Genomic DNA, 20,559 nt, shown 5'->3' on the forward strand with positions numbered 1-20,559 from the left:
CGGAGACCGGGCGGACCCCTTCCGGCCGGTCAACCGAAAGTTTGATGACGGAGCCATCCGTGGCGCGATGCCCGGGGGCACGTTCGCCGAGCAGTCTGGGTCCCATGTTCGTGGCATGGAGAGACCTGAGATTCGCCAAGGGGCGTTTCACCCTGATGGGCACCGTGATCGTGCTGATCACGCTGCTCGTCGGACTTCTTTCGGGACTGACCGCCGGGCTCGCACGCGAGAACATCTCGGCGATCACCGGCCTCCCGGCGGACCGGCTGGCCTTCGCCGCCCCGCCCGCCGGCCAGTCGGTCTCCTTCACCAATTCGACCGTCACCGAGTCCCAGTGGCGCGCCTGGGCCTCCCGCCCCGGCGTCGACGGCGCCGCGCCGCTCGGCATCCGCACCCTCAACGCGGCGGCCGGCGACCGCACCGCCGCCCTCTCCGCCTTCGGTACGGAGCCGGGCTCGGGTCTCGCGCCGGAGAGCGGCGCCGGGGCGAAGCTCGGCCCGGGCCGGGTGATCCTGTCCGAGTCGGCGGCCGAGGAGCTGGGCGTCGGGGCCGGGGACGCGGTGCGGCTCGGCACCTTGGACGCCACCGTCGCGGCGGTCGCCGGGGACGCCTCGTACAGCCACACCCCCGTCGTCTGGACCTCCCTCACCGACTGGCAGAAGCTCGGCCACAGCGGCACCACGCCCGAGGAGCAGGCCACCGTCATCGCCCTGACCGCCTCCGGCACCACCGTCGACTGGGCGGCCGGCGACGCGGAGCTGAAGACCTCGGCGAAGATGCCCGACGAGGCCCTCGGCGCCATAGGGTCCTACCAGGCCGAGAACGGCTCGCTCCAGCTGATGCGCGGCTTCCTCTTCGTCATCTCCGCGCTCGTCATAGGAGCCTTCTTCACCGTCTGGACCATCCAGCGCAGCGCCGACGTGGCCGTCCTCAAGGCGCTCGGCGCCTCCACCCCGTACCTCCTGAAGGACGCCCTCGGGCAGGCCCTGGTCATGCTCACCGCCGGCACCCTGCTCGGCACCGGGCTCGCCACCGGCATCGGCGCGCTCATCAGCGGCGGCGACGTGCCCTTCGTGCTCCAGCCGCTGACCGTGCTCGGCCCGGCCGCCGTGATGATCGTGCTCGGTGCGCTCGGCGCGGCCCTGTCCATCCGGCGGATCACCGCCGTCGACCCCCTGACCGCCCTCGGGAGTGCCCGATGAGCCTGCTGCTCGCAGACGTGACCCTGACCTACCCCGACGGCGACGGCCGGCTCACCGCCCTCGACGCCGTCTCCCTCGACGTGCCGGCCGGCACCCTGACCGCCGTCGTCGGCCCCTCCGGCTCCGGCAAGTCCAGCCTGCTCGCCGTGGCCGCCACCCTGGTCACCCCGGACAGCGGCCGGGTCGTCGTGGCCGGCACCGAGACCGGCCCGCTCGGCCCGGCGGCCCGCGCCGAGCTGCGCCGCGACCGCATCGGCATCGTCTTCCAGCAGCCCAATCTGCTGCCCTCGCTCACCGCGCTCGAACAGCTCCAGGTCATGGGGCACCTGTCCGGCCGTACGAGCCGGGCGGTACGGGACCGGGCCGCCGGACTCCTCGACGCCGTGGGCCTCGCCGAACAGGCGCACCGGCGCCCGCACCAGCTCTCCGGCGGCCAGCGCCAGCGCGTCAACATCGCCCGGGCGCTGATGAACGAGCCCTCCGTGCTCCTGGTCGACGAGCCCACCAGCGCCCTGGACCACGAGCGGGGCGCGGCCGTCATGGAGCTCCTCGCCGGTCTGACCGCCGAGCGCGGCACCGCCACGGTGCTCGTCACCCACGACCGGGCGCACCTGGGGCGCGCGGACCGGGTGGTGACGGTGCAGGACGGGCGGCTGACGGAGGAGACGGCGCCCGCGGCCGTGTGACCGAGCCGCGGTACGAAGAAGGGCGCCCGGAGCAGAGATGCTCCGGGCGCCCTTCTTCGTACCGCCGGACAGGCCCTAGGCCTGGCCGTTGCCCGCCGTGTTCACCAGGGCCGCCGACAGCTCCTGGGCGACCTGCTGCAGGATCGGGACGATCTTCTCGGTGGCGGCCTCGGTGACGCGGCCCGCCGGGCCCGAGATGGAGATGGCCGCCGCGGTGGGGGAGTCGGGCACCGGCACCGCGAGGCAGCGGACTCCTATCTCCTGCTCGTTGTCGTCGACCGCGTACCCCGTCTCGCGGACCGCCGCCAGGGCCTCCAGGAAGCCCTCGGGCGTGGTGATGGTCTTCTCGGTGGCGGCGGGCATGCCGGTACGGGCGAGCAGCGCGCGCACCTCGTCGGCCGGGGTGTCGGCGAGCAGCGCCTTGCCCACGCCGGTGGAGTGCGGCAGCACCCGGCGGCCGACCTCGGTGAACATGCGCATGGAGTGCTTGGAGGGCACCTGGGCGACGTAGACGATCTCGTCGCCGTCGAGCAGAGCCATGTTCGCCGTCTCGCCGGTCTCCTCCACCAGCCGCGCCAGGTACGGGCGGGCCCAGGTGCCGAGCAGCCGGGAGGCGGACTCGCCGAGCCGGATCAGGCGCGGGCCCAGGGCGTACCGGCGGTTGGGCTGCTGGCGGACGTAGCCGCAGGCGACCAGGGTGCGCATGAGGCGGTGGATGGTGGGCAGCGGCAGGCCGCTGCTGGCGGAGAGCTCGCTGAGCCCGACCTCGCCGCCGGCGTCGGCCATCCGCTCGAGGAGATCGAAGGCACGCTCGAGGGACTGGACGCCACCGCTCGCGGCGGCGGGTTTCGCGGCGTCGGTGGTGCTGGCGCTGGACGTCGGCACGGCAACGGTCCTTTCGGGGCAGGCGGGCAAGGCAGCAGCCTACCGGGCCGCCGAGCCGGACACACGGCCCAGGTCTCGGCGTCCGGGCCGGTCAGGGGGGTGTTTGTCCCAGGTCGGCGGCTGCCTCGCGGGCTCCTGATGCGCCCCGCATGTACGGAGCTACGTTCTACTGTACGAAATTTCCATTCCACTTCATGGAAACGTCCAATCGGCCCTCGCGAGGCCGGGTCGCGCCGGGCGATCCTGGAAACGTGCTCTTGACGGCATGTCGTCACGCACGCAGACTCCTTCAACAGTTCGTTGAATTTTTGGTTCCGCGGAAGCGGATGCGAGGAGAAGGGGTACGGGTGGACGTCAACCTGGTCCTGCGTTCGACGCGGGTGATCACGCCCGAGGGGACGCGTGCGGCGTCGATCGCCGTTGCGGGCGGGACGATCGCGGCCGTGTGGCCCTACGACGCCGAGGTCCCGGCCGGCGCCCGGTTGGAGGACGTCGGCGACGACGTGATCCTGCCCGGCCTGGTCGACACCCACGTCCACGTCAACGACCCGGGTCGGACGGAGTGGGAGGGCTTCTACACCGCGACGCGTGCCGCCGCGGCCGGCGGCATCACCACCCTCCTCGACATGCCCCTGAATTCCCTCCCGCCGACCACGACGGTGGAGCACCTGCGGATCAAGCAGGACACCGCTCGACCGAAGGCGCATGTCGACACCGGGTTCTGGGGTGGCGCGCTGCCGGACAACGTCAAGGACCTGCGGCCCCTGCACGACGCCGGCGTCTTCGGCTTCAAGTGCTTCCTCTCCCCCTCCGGGGTGGAGGAGTTCCCGCAGCTCGACCAGGAACAGCTCGCCGCGTCGCTGGCGGAGATCGCCGGGTTCGACGGGCTGATGATCGTCCACGCCGAGGACCCCCACGAGCTCGACGCCGCCCCGCAGAAGCCGGGCGCGAAGTATGCCGACTTCCTCGCCTCCCGGCCCCGCATCGCGGAGAACACCGCGATCCAGAACCTCATCGACCAGGCCCGCCGCCTCGCCGCCCGCGTCCACGTGCTGCATCTGTCGTCGTCGGACGCGCTGCCGCTGATCGCCGCCGCCAAGGCCGAGGGCGTGAAGATCACCGTGGAGTCGTGTCCGCACTTCCTCACCCTGACCGCGGAGGAGATCCCGGACGGGGCGACCGAGTTCAAGTGCTGCCCGCCGATCCGTGAGGCGGTCAACCAGGACGCCCTGTGGGAGGGGCTGGCGGACGGGACGATCGACTGCATCGTCTCCGACCACTCCCCGTCGACGGCTGATCTGAAGACCGGGGACTTCGCGTCCGCGTGGGGCGGGATCTCCTCGCTCCAGCTCGGGCTGCCCGCGATCTGGACCGAGGCCCGCCGCCGCGGCCACGACCTCACCGACCTCGCACGCTGGATGTCAACCAACCCGGCCAAGCTCGCCGGACTGGCCCGCAAGGGTGCGATCGAGCCGGGCCGGGACGCCGACTTCGCCGTCCTCGACCCCGACGCCACCTTCACCGTCGACCCCGCCGAACTCCAGCACCGCAACCGCGTCACCGCCTACGCCGGCAAGACCCTCCACGGCGTCGTCACCTCCGCCTGGCTCCGCGGTGAGCGGATCCAGCACCAGGGCACCCTCGCCGAGCCCACCGGCCGTCTCCTCGAAAGGAACAACTGACGTGTCCGTCATACCCAGCTTCACCGGAGACGCGAGCCCCTACGGCGGCGGTGACCCCTACGCCGACTACCGCACGGCCGACTTCCCCTTCACGCAGTACGCCGACCTCGCCGACCGGCGCCTCGGCGCCGGCGTCGTCGCCGCCAACGACGAGTTCTTCGCCGAGCGGGAGAACCTGCTCAAGCCCGAGGCCGCCGAGTTCGACCCCGAGCACTTCGGCCACAAGGGCAAGATCATGGACGGCTGGGAGACCCGCCGCCGTCGCGGCGTCTCCGCCGCGCAGCCCCACCCCACCGAGGACGACCACGACTGGGCCCTCGTGCGCCTGGGCGCCCCCGGCGTCATCCGCGGCCTCGTCGTCGACACCGCGCACTTCCGCGGCAACTACCCGCAGGCCGTGTCGGTGGAGGCCGCCTCCGTCGCCGGTTCGCCCTCGCCCGAGGAGCTGCTCGCCGACGACGTCAAGTGGACGACCCTCGTGCCGCGCACCGCCATCGGCGGCCACGCCGCCAACGGCTTCGCCGTCGACGTCGAGCAGCGCTTCACCCACCTCCGCGTCAACCAGCACCCCGACGGCGGCATCGCCCGGCTCCGCGTGTACGGCGAGGTCGCCCCCGACCCCGAGTGGCTCGGTGTGCTCGGCACCTTCGACCTCGCGGCCCTGGAGAACGGCGGCCAGGTCGAGGACGCCTCCGACCGCTTCTACTCCCCGGCCACCAACACCATCCAGCCCGGCCGCTCCCGCAAGATGGACGACGGCTGGGAGACCCGCCGCCGCCGCGACAAGGGCAACGACTGGATCCGCTACAGCCTCGCCGCCGAGGCCGAGATCCGCGCCGTCGAGATCGACACCGCGTACCTCAAGGGCAACAGCGCCGGCTGGGCCGCGCTCTCCGTCGCCGCCGAGGACTCCGAGGACTGGACCGAGATCCTGCCCCGGACCCGCCTCCAGCCCGACACCAACCACCGCTTCGTCCTCGACGCGCCGGCCGTCGGCTCCCGGGTCCGGATCGACATCTACCCCGACGGCGGCATCTCCCGCCTCCGTCTCTTCGGCTCGCTCACCGATGCGGGCACGGCGCGGCTGACCGCCCGCCACCAGGAACTGGGCGGCTGACGCCACCCGGTCACATGATCTGGGCGGGTACGACACCCCGCCCGGCACGAGGGCGCACCGGCCCGACAGCACCGGTGCGCCCTCGCCTTTCTTTTTTTTGCGGCTCGGTTCGCCGGTCCGTGGGGTGCCGGGTCAGGCCGCGTGGCCGCCGTCCACCGAGAACTCGGCGCCCGTCACGTACGCAGCGCCCGGGCCGGCCAGGAAGGCCACCGTCGCCGCGACCTCGTCGGGCGTGCCGAAGCGGCCCAGGGCCGTCATCGCCGCCTGGCCCGACGCGTACGGGCCGTCCGCCGGGTTCATGTCGGTGTCGACCGGGCCCGGGTGGACCAGGTTCGCCGTGATGCCCCGGTCGCCCAGCTCGCGCGCCAGCGCCTTCGTCAGGCCGACGAGGGCCGACTTGCTGGTCGCGTACAGCGTGCCGCCCGGCCCCGGCACCCGCTTCGTCATGCAGGTGCCGATGGTGATGATCCGGCCGCCGTCCGTCATGCGGGCGGCCGCCGCCTGGGAGGCCAGGAAGGTCGCGCGGACGTTCACCGCGAGGACCCGGTCCACCTCGGCGAGCGACAGCTGCTCAAGCGGGCCGAGCACCCCGACGCCCACGTTGTTCACAAGGACGTCGAGCCGGCCGAGCGCGTCCGCCGCCCACTCCACCGCCCCCGCCGCGTCCCCGGCGTCGGCCGCGTCCGCGCGCAGCGGCAGCGCCTTGCCGCCCGTCGCCTCGATCCGGGCCGCGACCGCCCGCGCCCGCTCCTCCTCCCGTACGTACGTGAAGGCGACGTGCGCGCCCTCCTCGGCCAGCCGGACGGCGGTCGCCGCGCCGATGCCCCGGCTGCCTCCGGTGACCAGGACCGCCTTGCCGTTCAACGTGGACATCTCGAACTCCTCGTACCTCGGTGACGCGGTGTCGTACCGCATCTCGTTGCGAGTTCAATCAAAGGCGGGCGGCGGCTGAGGTGCTGGCGGGAATCGGACGCCGAGCCGAGGGGGAGCCGGCCGGGGGAAACGTGTAGCCACCACCGGCCGCGCGCCGGTACGGTGATCCCCCCGCCCCGTGTGCGAGCCGCCGAAGTCTCCACCGCACCCCCAGAGTTGGAGACCGGATGTCGTCCCTCGCCGCCCCGCTGCCCCTCGACGCCCCGCGCCGCGCCTGGCTCACCGACCTGCCCGTCCTGCTCGTCGCGGTGGTCTGGGGCGCCAGCTATCTCGCGGCGAAGGGCATCACCACCGCCCACACCGTGCTCGCCGTCCTTGTTCTGCGCTTCGCCGTGGTGCTGCCGGTCCTGGTGGCCGCGGGCCGGCGCCGGCTGCGGGCGCTGAACGCCGCGCAGTGGCGCGGGGCCGCCGTCCTCGGCCTGATCCTCGCCGGGATCTTCCTCCTGGAGACGTACGGAGTCGTCCACACCTCCGCCACCAACGCGGGTCTGATCATCAGCCTCACCATGATCCTCACGCCGCTCGCCGAGGCGGCCGTCACCCGCACCCGGCCGTCCCGCGCCTTCCTGGCCGCCGCCGCGCTCTCGGTGACCGGCGTGATCCTGCTGACCCAGGGCGGAGGCTTCACCGCGCCCAGCCTCGGCGACCTGCTGATGCTGCTCGCGGCCCTCGCCCGTACCGTGCACGTGCTCGCGATGTCCCGGATCAAGGCCGTACGGAGCGCCGACTCGCTCTCCCTCACCACGGTCCAACTGGGCGCCGCCGTCGCCGTCTTCGCGGTCCTGGCCGCCGCGCCCGGCACCGGTGCCTCGCCGTGGGCGGCGGCCGCGGACTTCGGCCCCGGCGAGTGGGCGGGCCTGCTCTTCCTCTCCGTCTTCTGCACGCTCTTCGCCTTCTTCGTGCAGATGTGGGCCGTGCGCCGCACCTCCCCGTCCCGGGTCAGCCTGCTCCTCGGCACCGAACCCCTGTGGGCCGCGGCCGCCGGCATCGCGCTCGCGGGCGACCGGCCGGGCGTGGTGGGCCTGCTGGGCGCGGTCCTCGTCCTGGCCGGAACGGCGTGGGGCCGCCGGGCCGCCGACGGCGCCGCACACTAGTCGGCGGTCAGCCCACCAGGCGGCGGTCAGCTTCTGACTCGGTCCGACATCACCATCAGCGCGAAGCCGAGCGCCGCTATCACGATGTTCGCGAACAGCGCGTGGTCCGCCAGGAACCACACGTTGTCGGTCAGGAAGCGGGTCACCCCCATCAGCCGGAACCAGCCGTCGGTCAGCTCGCGGAGCACCCCGCAGATGCCGAAGACCGTCAACAGAAAGCCCGTGATCTCCAGAAACCTCTTCATGTCCCGAGCATGATCCACCGGCGGCCCCGCCCGCGTCGGCCGTCGGTATCGGACCCGGGACCCGCCGTACCGCCTTTCGTACGACCGAAGTCCCGACCCGCGCGACTTTGGTATCGCGCGGCGGCTTCCGTGCCGCACCACGGCCCCCACCTGCGTACATTTCCGGTATGACACGCACGGCCCGCCCGGAGCACACCTGGCTGCTCCCCTCCCATCTGGTCCAGGCCGCCCGCGACGGCGGCGACCGGCCGGAGGGGCCGCGGCCGCGCCGCACCGTGCGCGACTGGATCGTCGACACCGTCCTGTTCCTGCTCGCCGCGCTCGTCGGACTGCTCGCCGCCGAGACCAGCGCGCAGTACAACAGCGAGGCCGTCGCCCTCGCCGACCAGGTCGTCGGCGGTCTCGCCTGCGTCGCGCTCTGGCTGCGCCGCCGCTGGCCGGTCGGGCTCGCCGTCGCGCTGTCCCTGGTCAGCGTCGTCGCGCCGACCGCGGGCGGCGCGCTGCTCGCGAGCCTGTTCAGCGTCGCCGTGCGCCGCCCGTTCCGGCAGGTCGCCTGGATCGGGCTGCTCGCCATGGCCGCCTCCACCGCGCAGGTCTTCGCCCGCCCCGACCCCGGCACCGCCACCCTCCTCAACATCGGCGTCGGCGTCGTCCTGGTGCTGCTCGTCACCGCCTGGGGCATGCTGGTGCGCTCCCGCCGCCTGCTCGTCGAGGCGCTGCGCGACCGCGCCGTACGCGCCGAGGCCGAGGCCGAACTGCGCGCCCAGCAGGCCCAGCAACTGGCCCGCGAGGCCATCGCCCGCGAGATGCACGACGTGCTCGCGCACCGGCTCACCCTGCTCAGCGTGCACGCCGGCGCCCTGGAGTTCCGGCCCGACGCCCCGCCCGAGCAGGTCGCCCGCGCCGCCGGCGTCATCCGGGACAGCGCCCACGAGGCCCTGCAGGACCTGCGCGAGATCATCGGCGTGCTCCGCTCCCCGGACGAGGGCGCCGAGGACCGGCCGCAGCCCACCCTCGCCACCCTCGACACCCTGGTCGACGAGGTCCGCGAGGCCGGCATGAAGGTCGTCCTCGACTCCACCGTCACCGACCCGGACCGGGTCCCCGCCGCCACCGGCCGCACCGTCTACCGGATCGCCCAGGAAGCCCTCACCAACGCCCGCAAGCACGCCCCCGGCGCCGAGGTCACCCTCACCCTGCGCGGCCGCCCCGGCGACGGACTCACCGTCGAGGTCCGCAACCCCGCCCCCACCGGACCCGTCCCGCCCGTCCCCGGCTCGGGCCAGGGCCTCATCGGCCTCACCGAACGCGCCACCCTCGCCGGTGGCCGGATGGAGCACGGACCCGCCCCCGACGGCGGCTTCGCGCTGCACGCCTGGCTACCGTGGCCCGCATGACCTCCACCCCGCCGCCCACCGGGCCCACCGGGCCGTCCGAACCGCCGTCCGGCCCGCCGTCCGAGCGGACCCCGGTCCGACTGCTCGTCGTCGACGACGACCCCCTCGTCCGCGCCGGCCTCGCCCTCATGCTCGGCGGCGCCGAGGACGTCGAGATCGTCGGCGAGGGCGCCGACGGCGCCGAGGTGCCCGAGCTCGTCGACCGGCTCGCGCCCGACGTCGTCCTCATGGACATCCGCATGCCCGGCGTCGACGGCCTCACCGCCACCGAGCGGCTGCGCGCCCGGCCCGGCGCGCCCGAGGTCGTCGTGCTCACCACCTTCCACGCCGACGAGCAGGTGCTGCGCGCCCTGCGGGCCGGCGCCGCCGGGTTCCTCCTCAAGGACACCCCGCCCGCCGAGATCGTCACCGCCGTCCGCCGGGTCGCCGCCGGTGACCCCGTCCTGTCCCCGGCCGTCACCCGTCAGCTGATGAGCCAGCTCGCCCGACGTACACCGGCCCCGGCACCGGACGCCCCCGCCCCGGAAACCCCCGCCGCCGAGCGGCCGCCGTCCCGCCGCGCCCTCGCCCGCGAACGCCTCGCCGCGCTCGCCGAGCGCGAACGCGAGGTCGCCGTCTGCGTCGGCCAGGGCCGCTCCAACGCCGAGATCGCCGGCACCCTGTACATGAGCGTGCCGACCGTCAAGACCCACGTCTCACGCATTCTGGCCAAACTCGGCCTCAACAACCGTGTCCAGATCGCGCTGTTGGTCCACGACGCGGGACTGCTCGACCTCCCCGACGGCGAGGACGCGGACTAGCCTGACCCGATGTCGGTCACCGATCTGCGGGAGTACGGCGCGGACTTCACCGCGAACCCGTACCCCTACTACGCGAAGCTCCGCGCCTCAGGCCCGGTCCACGAGATCCTCACCCCCGAGGGCATCCCCGCCTGGCTGATCGTCGGTTACGACGAGGCCCGCGCCGCCCTCGCCGACCAGAGATTCATCAAGGACCCCTCCGTCGTCATGGACTTCGTGCCGCTGGAGTTCGAGGTCATCGGCCCCAACCTGCTCGGCATCGACCCGCCCGACCACACGCGGCTGCGCAAGCTCGTCGCGGGCGAGTTCACCGGCCGCCGGGTGGAGGCGCTGCGCCCCCGGATCCAGCAGCTCACCGACGAACTCCTCGACGCGATGGCCCCGGCGGGCCGCGCCGACCTCGTCGACTCCTTCGCCTTCCCGCTGCCCATCACCGTCATCTGCGAACTCCTCGGCGTCCCCGCCGCCGACCGCGACTCGTTCCGCGCCTGGTCGAACGAGCTCGTCGCCCCCACCGGCGCGATGACCGAACGCGAGGCCGTCGAGGGCTTCGGCGGCTATCTCGACGAACTCATCGAGGACAAGCGCGCCGCCGGCCCCCAGGACGACCTGCTCTCCGCGCTCATCGCCACCCGCGCCGAGGACGGCGACCGGCTCTCGCTGCCCGAACTCCGCGCGCTCGCCTATCTGTTGCTGATCGCGGGCCACGAGACCACGGTCAACCTCATCGCCAGCACCGTACGGCTGCTGCTCACCCACCCCGACCAGCTGGCCGCGCTGCGCGCCGACCCCGGACTCGTCGACGCGGCGATCGAGGAGGGGCTGCGCTTCGACGGGCCGGTCGAGGCCGCCACGTACCGCTTCTCCAGCGAGGACGTGGAGATCGCCGGGACGGTGATACCCGCCGGTTCCGTGGTGCTCGTCGGGCTCGCCGCCGGCGCCCGCGACGCCGCCCGCTTCCCGGACCCGGACCGCTTCGACGTCCACCGCGACCCGCGCGGCCACCTCGCCTTCGGCCACGGCATCCACTACTGCCTGGGCGCCCCGCTGGCCCGCCTGGAGGGCAAGATCGCCATCCGGTCGCTTCTTGAGCGCTTCCCGCGGCTGGAACTCGACCCCGACGGGGGCCCGTTGGAGTGGCTGCCGGGTCTGCTGATCCGCGGCACCCGCCGGCTCCCGGTCATATGGTGACCCCCATGACCTCCGCGACCCCCATGCCCGCCGAACTCGACGCCGACCTCGCCCGCAAGGTCCTGGACGCCCAGCCCTTCAGCCGTCTCCTCGGCGCCCGGATCGCCGCCTTCGGCGACGGTGCGGCGACGCTGGAGCTCGACATCCGCGACGAGCACCGCCAGCAGAACGGCTTCGTGCACGGCGGCGTGCTCTCGTACGCGGCCGACAACGCGATCACCTTCGCGGCGGGCTCGGCCCTCGGCCCCGCGGTGCTGACCGCCGGCTTCTCCATCCAGTACGTGCGCCCGGCGGTCGGCGCGGTACTGCGCGCCCGCGCGACCGTGGTGCACGCCGGGCGCCGGCAGGCGGTGGTGCGCTGCGACCTGTTCTGCGTGGACACGGACGGCACGGAGGGCACTGAGGGCACGGAGACCCTGTGCGCGGTCGCCCAGGGGACCGTACTGAACTCCGCCTGAAGCCTGGTCAGGACGCCTGGTCAGGACGCCTGGTCAGGACGCCTGGTCAGGACGCCGGGATCTCCGCCAGGCGCACCGGCCGGTGCTCGCGGCGGGACAGCTCGCACGCCTCGGCGATGCGCAGGGCCTCCAGCGCCTCCGCGCCGTCGCACGGGTTGTCCCGCTCGCCGCGCACCAGGCGTACGAAGGCGTCCAGCTCCGCCTCGTACGCCGGGGCGAACCGCTCCAGGAAGCCGGGCCAGGGCTTGCCGGGCGGCGGCGGGCCCATCGGCTCGACCGACTCGAGCGGGGTGCGCTCGTCCAGGCCCACCGCGAGCTGCGCCAACTCCCCGGCCAGCTCCATCCGTACGTCGTAACCGGCGCCGTTGCACCGGGTCGCGGTCGCCGTCACCAGCGTGCCGTCGTCCAGGGTGAGCAGCGCCGCCGCCGTGTCCACGTCGTGCGCCGCGCGGAACATCGCGGGCCCGGCGTCCGAGCCCCGCGCGTACACCTCCACGACCTCCCGGCCGGTCACCCAGCGCACCATGTCGAAGTCGTGCACCATGCAGTCCCGGAAGAGACCGCCGGACAGCGGCAGATACGCGGCGGGCGGCGGCGCCGGGTCGGAGGACGCCGTCCGTACGGTGTGCAGCCGGCCGAGCCGCCCCTCCGCGACGGCCTCCCGGGCCGCCCCGTACCCGGCGTCGAAGCGCCGCATGAAGCCCAGCTGCAGCTCGGTCCCGGCCTCCGCGACGGCCCGCAGCGCCCCGAGCGTCCCCGGTATCCCCAGCGCGATGGGCTTCTCGCAGAACGCCGGAAGCCCGGCCGCCGCGGCCCGCCCGATCAGCTCCGCGTGCGCCGCCGTCGCCGAGGCGATCACCACCGCGTCCAGCGCGTGATGCCCGAACAGCGCCTCGACGTCCGGGGCCGCCTCGGCCCCGAGCGCCCCGGCCACCCGCGCGGCCCGCGCCGGGTCGGCGTCCGCGAGGACCAGACCGTCGACCTCCGGGTGCCGCGCGAGCACTCCCGCGTGGAATCCGCCGATCCGTCCCGTCCCGACCAGTCCGATCCGCATGGCCCCAAGGTCGTTCGGATCGCGGCGGGTGTCAAGGAAGGGCCAGGACAACCGGACCCGCGCGCCCCTTCGCGTTCGGATCGCTCATCCGTGGGTAGGCCGTCTGTTTCGGATCAGGTGTGGATCAGGTGCGGATCAGGCCCCGCTGAAGATCGGCGCGACCCCCATGACCGATACTGCAATGCACGCAGAAGGACACAAAGGAGGGCACGGTCTCGTGACCAGGGTTCGCACAGGAGGGGTACGCGCGGCGGTCGGCGCCGTGCTCGCGGTGGCGCTGACCGCCGCGCTCGCCGGATGCAGCAGCACCGGCGGCAAGCGCGCGGAGGACGCCCGCAAGGCGGCCGCGGCCCAGGGCAGGGCGGCCGTGAACACCCCCCGCTGGACCTTCGCCATGGTCACCCACTCGGGCGACGGCGACACCTTCTGGGACATCGTCCAGAACGGCGCCAAGCAGGCCGCCGTCAAGGACAACATCAACTTCCTCTACGCCCACAGCGACGAGGCACAGCAGCAGGCCCAGCTCATCGACTCGTACGTGGCGAAGAAGGTCGACGGCATCATCGTCACCCTCGCCAAGCCCGACGCGATGAAGGCCTCCGTCGAGAAGGCCGTGAAGGCCGGCATCCCGGTGATCACGGTGAACTCCGGCGCCGACCAGTCCAAGGCCTTCGGCGCCCTCACCCACATCGGCCAGGACGAGACCGTGGCCGGCGAGGCCGTCGGCGACGAGCTGGACCAGAGGGGCCGCAAGAAGGCCCTGTGCGTCCTGCACGAGCAGGGCAACGTCGGACACGAGCAGCGCTGCGCCGGCGCGAAGAAGACCTTCGGCGGCGAGCTGCAGAACCTGTACGTGGACGGCACCAACATGCCCGACGTCCAGGCCTCCATCCTCGCCAAGCTCCAGTCCGACCCGTCGATCGACGCCGTCGTGACCCTCGGCGCGCCGTTCGCGGACGCCGCCGTGCAGGCGAAGAAGAGCGCCGGCAGCAAGGCCGAGGTCGACACCTTCGACCTCAACGCCAAGGTCGCGACCGCCCTGGAGGCCGGCACCCTCGGCTTCGCCGTCGACCAGCAGCCCTACCTCCAGGGCTACGAGGCCGTCGACCTGCTCTGGCTCTACCGCTACAACGCCGACGTCCTCGGCGGCGGCAAGCCGGTCCTCACCGGCCCGCAGATCATCACCAAGGACCAGGCGGGCGCGCTCAAGGAGTACACCGAGCGGGGCACCCGATGAGCGCCGCCTCCCCGCCCTCGGACGGCCTCGACCACGTCGACGAACGGCTGCTCCGCACCTCCCCGCTGAAGAAGCTGCTCGCCCGGCCCGAGCTCGGCTCGCTGGTCGGCGCCGTCGCCGTCTTCGCGTTCTTCTCGATCGTCGCGGACAGCTTCCTGCGCGCCGCCAGCCTCGGCACGGTGCTGTACGCGGCCTCCACCATCGGCATCATGGCCGTGCCGGTCGCGCTGCTCATGATCGGCGGCGAGTTCGACCTGTCGGCCGGTGTCCTGGTCACCAGCTCGGCGCTGATCTCCTCGATGTTCAGCTACCAGATGACCGCCAACGTCTGGGTCGGCGTCGGCGTCTCGCTGCTCGCCACCCTCGCCATCGGCGCGTTCAACGGCTTCATGCTGACCCGCACCAAACTGCCGAGCTTCATCATCACGCTCGGCACCTTCCTGATGCTGACCGGTCTGAACCTCGGCTTCACCAAGCTGATCAGCGGCACCGTCTCCACCAAGTCGATCGCCGACATGGAGGGCTTCCCCTCCGCCCGCAAGCTCTTCGCCTCCACCTGGACGGTCGGCGGGGTCGAGCTGAAGGTCACGATCCTGTGGTGGTTCGTGCTCGTCGCCCTGGCCACCTGGATCCTGCTGCGCACCCGCTTCGGCAACTGGATCTTCGCGGTCGGCGGCGGCGCCGACGCCGCCCGCGCGGTCGGCGTCCCGGTCTACAAGACCAAGATCGGCCTCTACATGGGCGTGGCCTTCTGCGCCTGGATCTCCGGCCAGCACCTGCTGTTCTCGTTCGACGTCGTCCAGTCCGGCGAGGGCGTCGGCAACGAGTTGATCTACATCATCGCGGCCGTCATCGGCGGCTGCCTGATCACCGGCGGCTACGGCTCCGCCATCGGCTCGGCGGTCGGCGCCTTCATCTTCGGCATGACCGGCAAGGGCATCGTGTACGCCGAGTGGAACCCGGACTGGTTCAAGTTCTTCCTGGGCGCGATGCTGCTGCTCGCGACGCTCCTGAACGCCTGGATCCGCAAGCGCGTGGAGGCGACCAAGTGACGACCGAGTCCACCGGCAGCACCGCCACCCCGCTCGTCGAGCTCGACGATGTCAGCAAGTACTACGGCAACATCCGCGCCCTCGAAGGGGTCTCCCTGGAGGTGAACGCGGGGGAGATCTCCTGCGTCCTCGGCGACAACGGCGCCGGCAAGTCCACCCTCATCAAGATCGTCGCCGGGCTCCACCGGCACGACGCCGGCAGTTTCCGCATCGAGGGCGAGGAGGTCACCCTCGCCAACCCGCGCGACGCCCTGGACCGCGGCATCGCCACCGTCTACCAGGACCTCGCCGTCGTCCCCCTGATGCCCGTCTGGCGCAACTTCTTCCTCGGCTCCGAGCCCACCCGCGGCAAGGGCCCCTTCAAGCGCCTCGACGTCGCGACCATGCGGGAGACCACCCGTACGGCGCTGCTGCGCATGGGCATCGACCTGCGCGACGTCGACCAGCCCATCGGCACCCTGTCCGGCGGCGAGCGCCAGTGCGTGGCCATCGCCCGCGCCGTGCACTTCGGGGCCAAGGTCCTCGTCCTCGACGAGCCGACCGCCGCGCTCGGCGTCAAGCAGTCCGGGGTCGTCCTGAAGTATGTGGCGGCCGCACGTGACCAGGGCCTCGGCGTGGTCCTCATCACCCACAACCCGCACCACGCCTATCTCGTCGGCGACCGATTCGTGCTCCTGAAGCGCGGTGTCATGGCCGGCAGCCACACCAAGGGCTCCATCACCCTGGACGAGTTGACCCGCCAGATGGCCGGCGGCAGCGAGCTGGAGGACCTGCGCCACGAATTGGAACGCCCCTCCGGAACGTAATCCCTTCATCACGCGGACCTCACATCCCACCTGGCAGAATCGAGCCGATGAGTACCTACCGTGACCTCACGCACCGCGGCTCGGCTCGCGGCACGGTCCTGCGGACCGTCGGCACCCGGGAGCGGCGCTCGCACCTGACCGCGCCCCGCGTGCCGACCGTCGGCATCGACATCGGCGGTACGAAGGTGATGGCCGGGGTCGTCGACGCCGACGGCAACATCCTGGAGAAGGTCCGCACCGAGACCCCCGACAAGTCCAAGAGCCCCAAGGTCGTCGAGGACACCATCGTCGAACTGGTCCTGGACCTCTCCGACCGGCACGACGTGCACGCCGTCGGCATCGGCGCGGCCGGCTGGGTCGACGCCGACCGGGCCCGGGTGCTCTTCGCCCCCCACCTCGCCTGGCGCAACGAGCCGCTCAGGGACGCGCTCCAGGACCGGCTCGCCGTCCCCGTCATGGTGGACAACGACGCCAACACCGCCGCCTGGGCCGAGTGGCGCTTCGGCGCCGGACGCGGCGAGGACCACCTCGTCATGATCACCCTCGGCACCGGCATCGGCGGCGCCATCCTGGAGGACGGCCAGGTCAAGCGCGGCAAGTACGGGGTGGCCGGCGAGTTCGGCCATATGCAGGTCGTCCCCGGCGGCCACCGCTGCCCCTGCGGCAACCGCGGCTGCTGGGAGCAGTACAGCTCCGGCAACGCGCTGGTCCGCGAGGCCCGCGAGCTGGCCGCCGCCGACTCCCCGGTCGCGTACAACATCATCGAGCGGGTCAAGGGCAGCGTGCCCGACATCACCGGCCCGCTCATCACCGAGCTCGCCCGCGAGGGCGACGCCATGTGCGTCGAGCTGCTCCAGGACATCGGCCAGTGGCTCGGCGTGGGCCTCGCCAACCTGGCCGCCGCGCTCGACCCCTCCTGCTTCGTCATCGGCGGCGGTGTCTCCGCCGCCGACGACCTGCTCATCGGCCCCGCCCGGGACGCCTTCCGGCGCCACCTCACCGGCCGCGGCTACCGCCCCGAGGCGCGGATCGCCCGCGCCCAGCTCGGCCCCGAGGCCGGCATGGTCGGCGCCGCCGACCTCGCCCGGCTCGTCGCCCGCCGGTTCCGCCGCGCCAACCGCCGGCGGGTCGAGCGCTACGAGCGGTACGGCCGCTACGCGCAGGTGCTGCGCGGCGCGACCACCGAACGCGGCTCCCGCCCCACCCAGGACCCCCAGCCATGACCGTGCCCCACCCGACCCTGCCGCCCGAGCACTCCGAGCGCCCGCCCGAGCCGCCCGAGGGCCGGCTCCCCGAGGACCGCGGCCACATGCTGCGCCGGCGCGTGCTCACCCTGCTGATCATCGTGCTGCTCATCGGCGTGCCCGCCGGCTATCTGGCGATCTCCGCCGGGCAGAGCCGCGACAGCGGCCGCGACAAGGAACGCGAGTCCTCCGCCGTCGGCCTCCAGGACAACTGGCCCTCGCTGATGAAGCGCCGGGTCTTCGAGATCCCGGTCCCGTCCGACGCCTGGCACGTCGCCTACTACGAGACCAGCAACTGGAAGACCAGCCGCCTCTACGTCCAGTTCACGACCTCCGCCGCCGGCCTGGACGCGTTCCTCGCGGACAGCGGCACCGGCCGCGCGGCCCTGAAGCCGGGCGAGGTGACGATCACCGACCGCGACGCCGACATCGTCGGCTGGCGGTTCACCCCCGACCGGGCCTGGTCCGGTGCCACGATCACCCGCGAGCAGCCCCGCCCGCACACCACCATCACGGCCGACCTGACGGATCCGGCCTTCCCGCGCGTGTACGTGGTGTCGGCGACCTCGCCCTGATGGGTACGGCGCGGGGCGCGGCTGAGTAGCGCGACTCAGGACGCCCGGGGCGCCCCCGGCCGAGCATGGCGTCAGGAACGTCGCCGACCTCGGGGGGACCCCATGCTGAGCCGCCTTTCCGGACACCTGCTGCCGACCGTGGCCCGCCTGGGCGTCACCGCCGACCCGCGGGCGGCCCTCGCGCCCGGCAGCATCCTGGTCGCCAACCACACCTCGCTCGCCGACCCGGCGGTCGTCCTCGCCGCCCTGCGCCGGCTCGGCGTCGAACCCGTCGTCGCCGCCACCGCCGGCCTCTGGCGCGTGCCCGGGCTCGGCCGGGCGCTGGCCCGCGAGGGCCACATCCCGGTGCACCGGGGCAGCGCCCGGGCCGCCGAGGCCCTCGACCTCGCGGCCGAGGCCCTCGCCGCGGGACGCCTGGTCCTGCTCTACCCGGAGGGCGGACTGCCGCGCCGCAGGGACGCCGCCGAGGCGCCCCCGGAGGCCTTCCGCAGCGGCATCGCCCGGCTCTCCCGGCGCACCGGAGCCCCGCTCGTCCCCATCGGGCAGGCCGGCGCCCGCCGGCTGATCTCCGGCGGTACGGCGAAGCAGCTCGCCGGCCTTGCGACCGCCCCGCTGCGCCGCCCGGACCTCCACGTCCACATCGGCCGCCCGCTCGTGCTCACCGGCGACACCCCGGCCCGTACCGCCCAGGCGCACCGCGCCGTCACCGCCGCCTGGCGGGAGGCCGCCGCGCGGCTCGGCGAGCCGGCCGCCGCGGTGTTCCCGCTGCCCTCGCCCACGAGCGGGGAGGAGTGGCGTGAAGCCGCCGCCTGAGATCTTCACGGGGCCGCCACAACGCGGGACGGGTTGCGCGGGGTGACGACCCGGGCACGGCGGACGGCGGAGGATGTGAGAGCGTGCAGGGCGTGAGTGAGAATCCGACGAACACCCTGCAGTACCGCATCGACGGGCGGGACGACGCACCGGTCCTGGTGCTCGGTCCCTCGCTCGGCACCACCTGGCACATGTGGGACCGCCAGATCCCCGAACTGACCCGCTCCTGGCGGGTCGTGCGCTTCGACCTGCCCGGACACGGCGGCGCCCCCGCGCACCCGGCGAGCTCCGTCGCCGAGCTCGGCGACCGGCTGCTCGACACCCTCGACGAGCTCGGCATCCAGCGCTTCGGCTACGCGGGCTGCGCCCTCGCCGGAGCCATCGGCCTCGACCTCGCGCTGCGCGCCCCGCACCGGGTGGCCTCCCTCGCCCTGGTCTCCACCTCGCCCCGCTTCGGCACCCCGGACGAGTTCCGCCAGCGCGGCGTGATCGTCCGCACCAACGGCCTCGAACCGATGGCCCGCACCGCCCCCGAGCAGTGGTTCACCCCCGCGTTCGCCGGCGCCCAGCCCGCCATCGTCGACTGGGCCGTGCAGATGGTCCGCACCACCGACCCCGGCTGCTACATCGCCGCCTGCGAGGCGCTCGCCGTCTTCGACGTCCGCGACGCCCTGGAGCGGATCGGCGTCCCCGCGCTCGTCCTGGTCGGCGCCGACGACCGGGTCACCGGGCCCGCCGAGGCCCGCACCCTCGTCGCCGGGATAGCCGACGCCCGGCTCGCCGTCGTCCCCGGCGCCTCCCACCTCGCGCCCGTCGAGCAGCCCGCCGCCGTCACCGAACTGCTCACCGGCCACTTCGCGCCGCTCGCCCAGGAGTCCACCGGCTCCCTCGCCGTGCCCGGCATGCCGCCGGTCTCCGCGCCCGTCGTCCCGGCCGGCGAGCTCGGCCCCGCGGCCCCCGCCGAGGACGAGGACACCCGCCCCGACCCGTACGAGAGCGGGCTCAAGCTGCGCCGCGAGGTGCTCGGCGACGCGCACGTCGACGAGGCGCTCGCCGACCCCTTCGGCGCCGACTTCCAGCACCTCCTCACCCGCTTCGCCTGGGGCGAGGTGTGGAGCCGCGAGGGGCTCGACCGGCGCACCCGCAGCGCCGTCACCCTTGCCGCCCTGATCTCCGGCGGCCACCACGAGGCCCTGGCCGACCACACCCGCGCCGCCCTGCGCAACGGCCTGACCCCCGACGAGCTCCGCGAGATCCTCCTCCAGACCGCCGTCTACTGCGGCCTCCCGGCCGCCGAGAGCGCCCTCCGGGTGGTCCGCCGGGTGATCGAGGAGGACACCACGCCCCGGTAGCGGTGCCGGCCGTAGGCTCGGTCCCGTGAAGCTGACGAAGAACACCCACGCCTGCGTCCGTCTGGAGAAGGACGGGCGCACGCTCGTCATCGACCCCGGGATGTTCACCGAGGAGGACGCCGCGCTCGGCGCGGACGTCCTCCTCGTCACCCACGAGCATCCCGACCACTTCGACGAGGCCCGGCTGCGCGCCGCCCTGGACGGCAATCCGGCCGCCGAGGTGTGGACGCTGCGCAGCGTCGCCGAACAGCTGTCCGCGGCCTTCCCCGGCCGGGTGCACACCGTGGGGCACGGGGACACGTTCAGCGCCGCCGGCTTCGACGTCCAGGTGCACGGCGAGCTGCACGCGGTGATCCACCCCGACATCCCGCGCATCACCAACGTCGGCTTCCTCGTCGACGGCGCCGTCTTCCACCCCGGCGACGCCCTCACCGTGCCCGACCGGCCGGTGGAGACCCTGTTCCTGCCGGTCATGGCCCCGTGGAACAAGATCTCCGAGGTGATCGAGTACGTCCGCGAGGTCAAGCCGGTGCGCGCGTACGACATCCACGACGCGCTCCTCACCGACCTGGCGCGCCCCATCTACGACCGCCAGATCGGCGCCCTGGGCGGCACCGATCACCGCCGCCTCGCCCCGGGCGACTCGGCCGAGCTCTGAGCGACCCCGGCCTGTCAGACCCCGGGGCGAGGGCCTGTCCGGCGGATCATGGCCGGGCCCGCGACGCCTGGCACGGCA

General features: G+C 73.4%; 21 protein-coding genes. 17 read left to right on the forward strand and 4 right to left on the reverse strand.

Translation table 11 applies throughout. The annotated features are described in order from the left end of the window. Window positions 1-104: 104 nt before the first annotated feature. Together JAO84_RS30425 and JAO84_RS30430 are read left to right on the forward strand one after the other, a co-directional pair. Window positions 105-1,202 (forward strand): ABC transporter permease, encoded by a 1,098-nt coding sequence (locus JAO84_RS30425; protein WP_370415701.1) that lies wholly within the window; start codon window positions 105-107, stop codon window positions 1,200-1,202. After that, the gene (locus JAO84_RS30430; RefSeq protein WP_265867808.1) at window positions 1,199-1,888 is read left to right on the forward strand and encodes an ABC transporter ATP-binding protein; all 690 of its coding nucleotides are present in this window, start codon (window positions 1,199-1,201) and stop codon (window positions 1,886-1,888) included. Before JAO84_RS30425 ends, JAO84_RS30430 begins: the two co-directional genes overlap by 4 nt. A gap of 75 nt (window positions 1,889-1,963) precedes the next feature. Here the strand turns inward: JAO84_RS30430 and JAO84_RS30435 are convergent, their stop codons facing one another. After that, window positions 1,964-2,773, reverse strand: coding sequence for an IclR family transcriptional regulator (locus JAO84_RS30435; protein ID WP_370415702.1), 810 nt, complete (start codon window positions 2,771-2,773; stop codon window positions 1,964-1,966). A gap of 326 nt (window positions 2,774-3,099) precedes the next feature. Between JAO84_RS30435 and allB the strand changes: the two genes are divergently transcribed. Both allB and alc read left to right on the forward strand, forming a co-directional pair. Then, window positions 3,100-4,455, forward strand: a complete 1,356-nt coding sequence (allB, locus tag JAO84_RS30440) for an allantoinase AllB (RefSeq protein WP_370415703.1) — start codon at window positions 3,100-3,102, stop codon at window positions 4,453-4,455. 1 nt (window position 4,456) lies between these two features. Further along, window positions 4,457-5,572, forward strand: a complete 1,116-nt coding sequence (gene alc / locus JAO84_RS30445) for an allantoicase (RefSeq protein WP_370415704.1) — start codon at window positions 4,457-4,459, stop codon at window positions 5,570-5,572. 132 nt (window positions 5,573-5,704) lie between these two features. On the opposite strand, the gene JAO84_RS30450 is transcribed toward alc, so the two are convergent. After that, entirely contained in the window at window positions 5,705-6,445 is a 741-nt protein-coding gene (locus JAO84_RS30450) for an SDR family NAD(P)-dependent oxidoreductase (protein ID WP_370415705.1), read from the reverse strand. 227 nt (window positions 6,446-6,672) lie between these two features. On the opposite strand from JAO84_RS30450, the gene JAO84_RS30455 reads away from it, so the two are divergent. Continuing rightward, window positions 6,673-7,599, forward strand: coding sequence for a DMT family transporter (locus tag JAO84_RS30455; RefSeq protein WP_370415706.1), 927 nt, complete (start codon window positions 6,673-6,675; stop codon window positions 7,597-7,599). Between the two features lie 26 nt (window positions 7,600-7,625). Here JAO84_RS30455 and JAO84_RS30460 read toward each other — a convergent pair whose 3' ends face one another. Beyond that, the gene (locus JAO84_RS30460) at window positions 7,626-7,844 is read right to left on the reverse strand and encodes a hypothetical protein (protein ID WP_370415707.1); all 219 of its coding nucleotides are present in this window, start codon (window positions 7,842-7,844) and stop codon (window positions 7,626-7,628) included. A gap of 167 nt (window positions 7,845-8,011) precedes the next feature. Here JAO84_RS30460 and JAO84_RS30465 point away from each other — a divergent pair, with 167 nt between their 5' ends. The 4 genes from JAO84_RS30465 to JAO84_RS30480 are packed head-to-tail and all read left to right on the forward strand — an operon-like array spanning window position 8,012 to window position 11,690. Next, the gene (locus JAO84_RS30465; RefSeq protein WP_370415708.1) at window positions 8,012-9,241 is read left to right on the forward strand and encodes a sensor histidine kinase; all 1,230 of its coding nucleotides are present in this window, start codon (window positions 8,012-8,014) and stop codon (window positions 9,239-9,241) included. Further along, on the forward strand, window positions 9,238-10,041 hold the full coding sequence (locus JAO84_RS30470; RefSeq protein ID WP_370415709.1) for a response regulator: 804 nt from the start codon (window positions 9,238-9,240) through the stop codon (window positions 10,039-10,041). Before JAO84_RS30465 ends, JAO84_RS30470 begins: the two co-directional genes overlap by 4 nt. A gap of 9 nt (window positions 10,042-10,050) precedes the next feature. Beyond that, complete coding sequence (locus JAO84_RS30475; protein WP_370415710.1) at window positions 10,051-11,232, forward strand: cytochrome P450; 1,182 nt, start codon at window positions 10,051-10,053, stop codon at window positions 11,230-11,232. Between the two features lie 5 nt (window positions 11,233-11,237). Then, entirely contained in the window at window positions 11,238-11,690 is a 453-nt protein-coding gene (locus JAO84_RS30480) for a PaaI family thioesterase (RefSeq protein ID WP_370415711.1), read from the forward strand. Window positions 11,691-11,736: 46 nt separating this feature from the next. On the opposite strand, the gene JAO84_RS30485 is transcribed toward JAO84_RS30480, so the two are convergent. Continuing rightward, window positions 11,737-12,744, reverse strand: a complete 1,008-nt coding sequence (locus JAO84_RS30485; protein WP_370415712.1) for a Gfo/Idh/MocA family oxidoreductase — start codon at window positions 12,742-12,744, stop codon at window positions 11,737-11,739. Between the two features lie 217 nt (window positions 12,745-12,961). On the opposite strand from JAO84_RS30485, the gene JAO84_RS30490 reads away from it, so the two are divergent. From JAO84_RS30490 to JAO84_RS30525, 8 genes are all read left to right on the forward strand, one after another. After that, the gene (locus JAO84_RS30490; RefSeq protein WP_265867821.1) at window positions 12,962-13,981 is read left to right on the forward strand and encodes a sugar ABC transporter substrate-binding protein; all 1,020 of its coding nucleotides are present in this window, start codon (window positions 12,962-12,964) and stop codon (window positions 13,979-13,981) included. Further along, window positions 13,978-15,033, forward strand: a complete 1,056-nt coding sequence (locus JAO84_RS30495) for an ABC transporter permease (protein ID WP_370415713.1) — start codon at window positions 13,978-13,980, stop codon at window positions 15,031-15,033. Before JAO84_RS30490 ends, JAO84_RS30495 begins: the two co-directional genes overlap by 4 nt. Further along, window positions 15,030-15,839, forward strand: a complete 810-nt coding sequence (locus tag JAO84_RS30500; protein WP_370415714.1) for an ATP-binding cassette domain-containing protein — start codon at window positions 15,030-15,032, stop codon at window positions 15,837-15,839. The genes JAO84_RS30495 and JAO84_RS30500 overlap by 4 nt, the downstream gene beginning before the upstream one ends. Window positions 15,840-15,886: 47 nt before the next feature. Beyond that, window positions 15,887-17,062: an ROK family glucokinase gene (locus JAO84_RS30505; protein WP_265867824.1), complete on the forward strand. Its 1,176-nt coding sequence runs from the start codon at window positions 15,887-15,889 to the stop codon at window positions 17,060-17,062. Continuing rightward, entirely contained in the window at window positions 17,059-17,658 is a 600-nt protein-coding gene (locus tag JAO84_RS30510; RefSeq protein WP_370415715.1) for a hypothetical protein, read from the forward strand. The genes JAO84_RS30505 and JAO84_RS30510 overlap by 4 nt, the downstream gene beginning before the upstream one ends. A gap of 102 nt (window positions 17,659-17,760) precedes the next feature. After that, complete coding sequence (locus tag JAO84_RS30515; protein ID WP_370415716.1) at window positions 17,761-18,471, forward strand: lysophospholipid acyltransferase family protein; 711 nt, start codon at window positions 17,761-17,763, stop codon at window positions 18,469-18,471. Window positions 18,472-18,563: 92 nt separating this feature from the next. Continuing rightward, window positions 18,564-19,823, forward strand: coding sequence for an alpha/beta fold hydrolase (locus tag JAO84_RS30520; RefSeq protein ID WP_370415717.1), 1,260 nt, complete (start codon window positions 18,564-18,566; stop codon window positions 19,821-19,823). Window positions 19,824-19,848: 25 nt separating this feature from the next. Further along, window positions 19,849-20,481 (forward strand): MBL fold metallo-hydrolase, encoded by a 633-nt coding sequence (locus tag JAO84_RS30525; protein ID WP_265867831.1) that lies wholly within the window; start codon window positions 19,849-19,851, stop codon window positions 20,479-20,481. Window positions 20,482-20,559: the final 78 nt, after the last annotated feature.

This window comes from Streptomyces fradiae (assembly GCF_041270065.1).
Classification (GTDB): Bacteria; Actinomycetota; Actinomycetes; order Streptomycetales; family Streptomycetaceae; genus Streptomyces.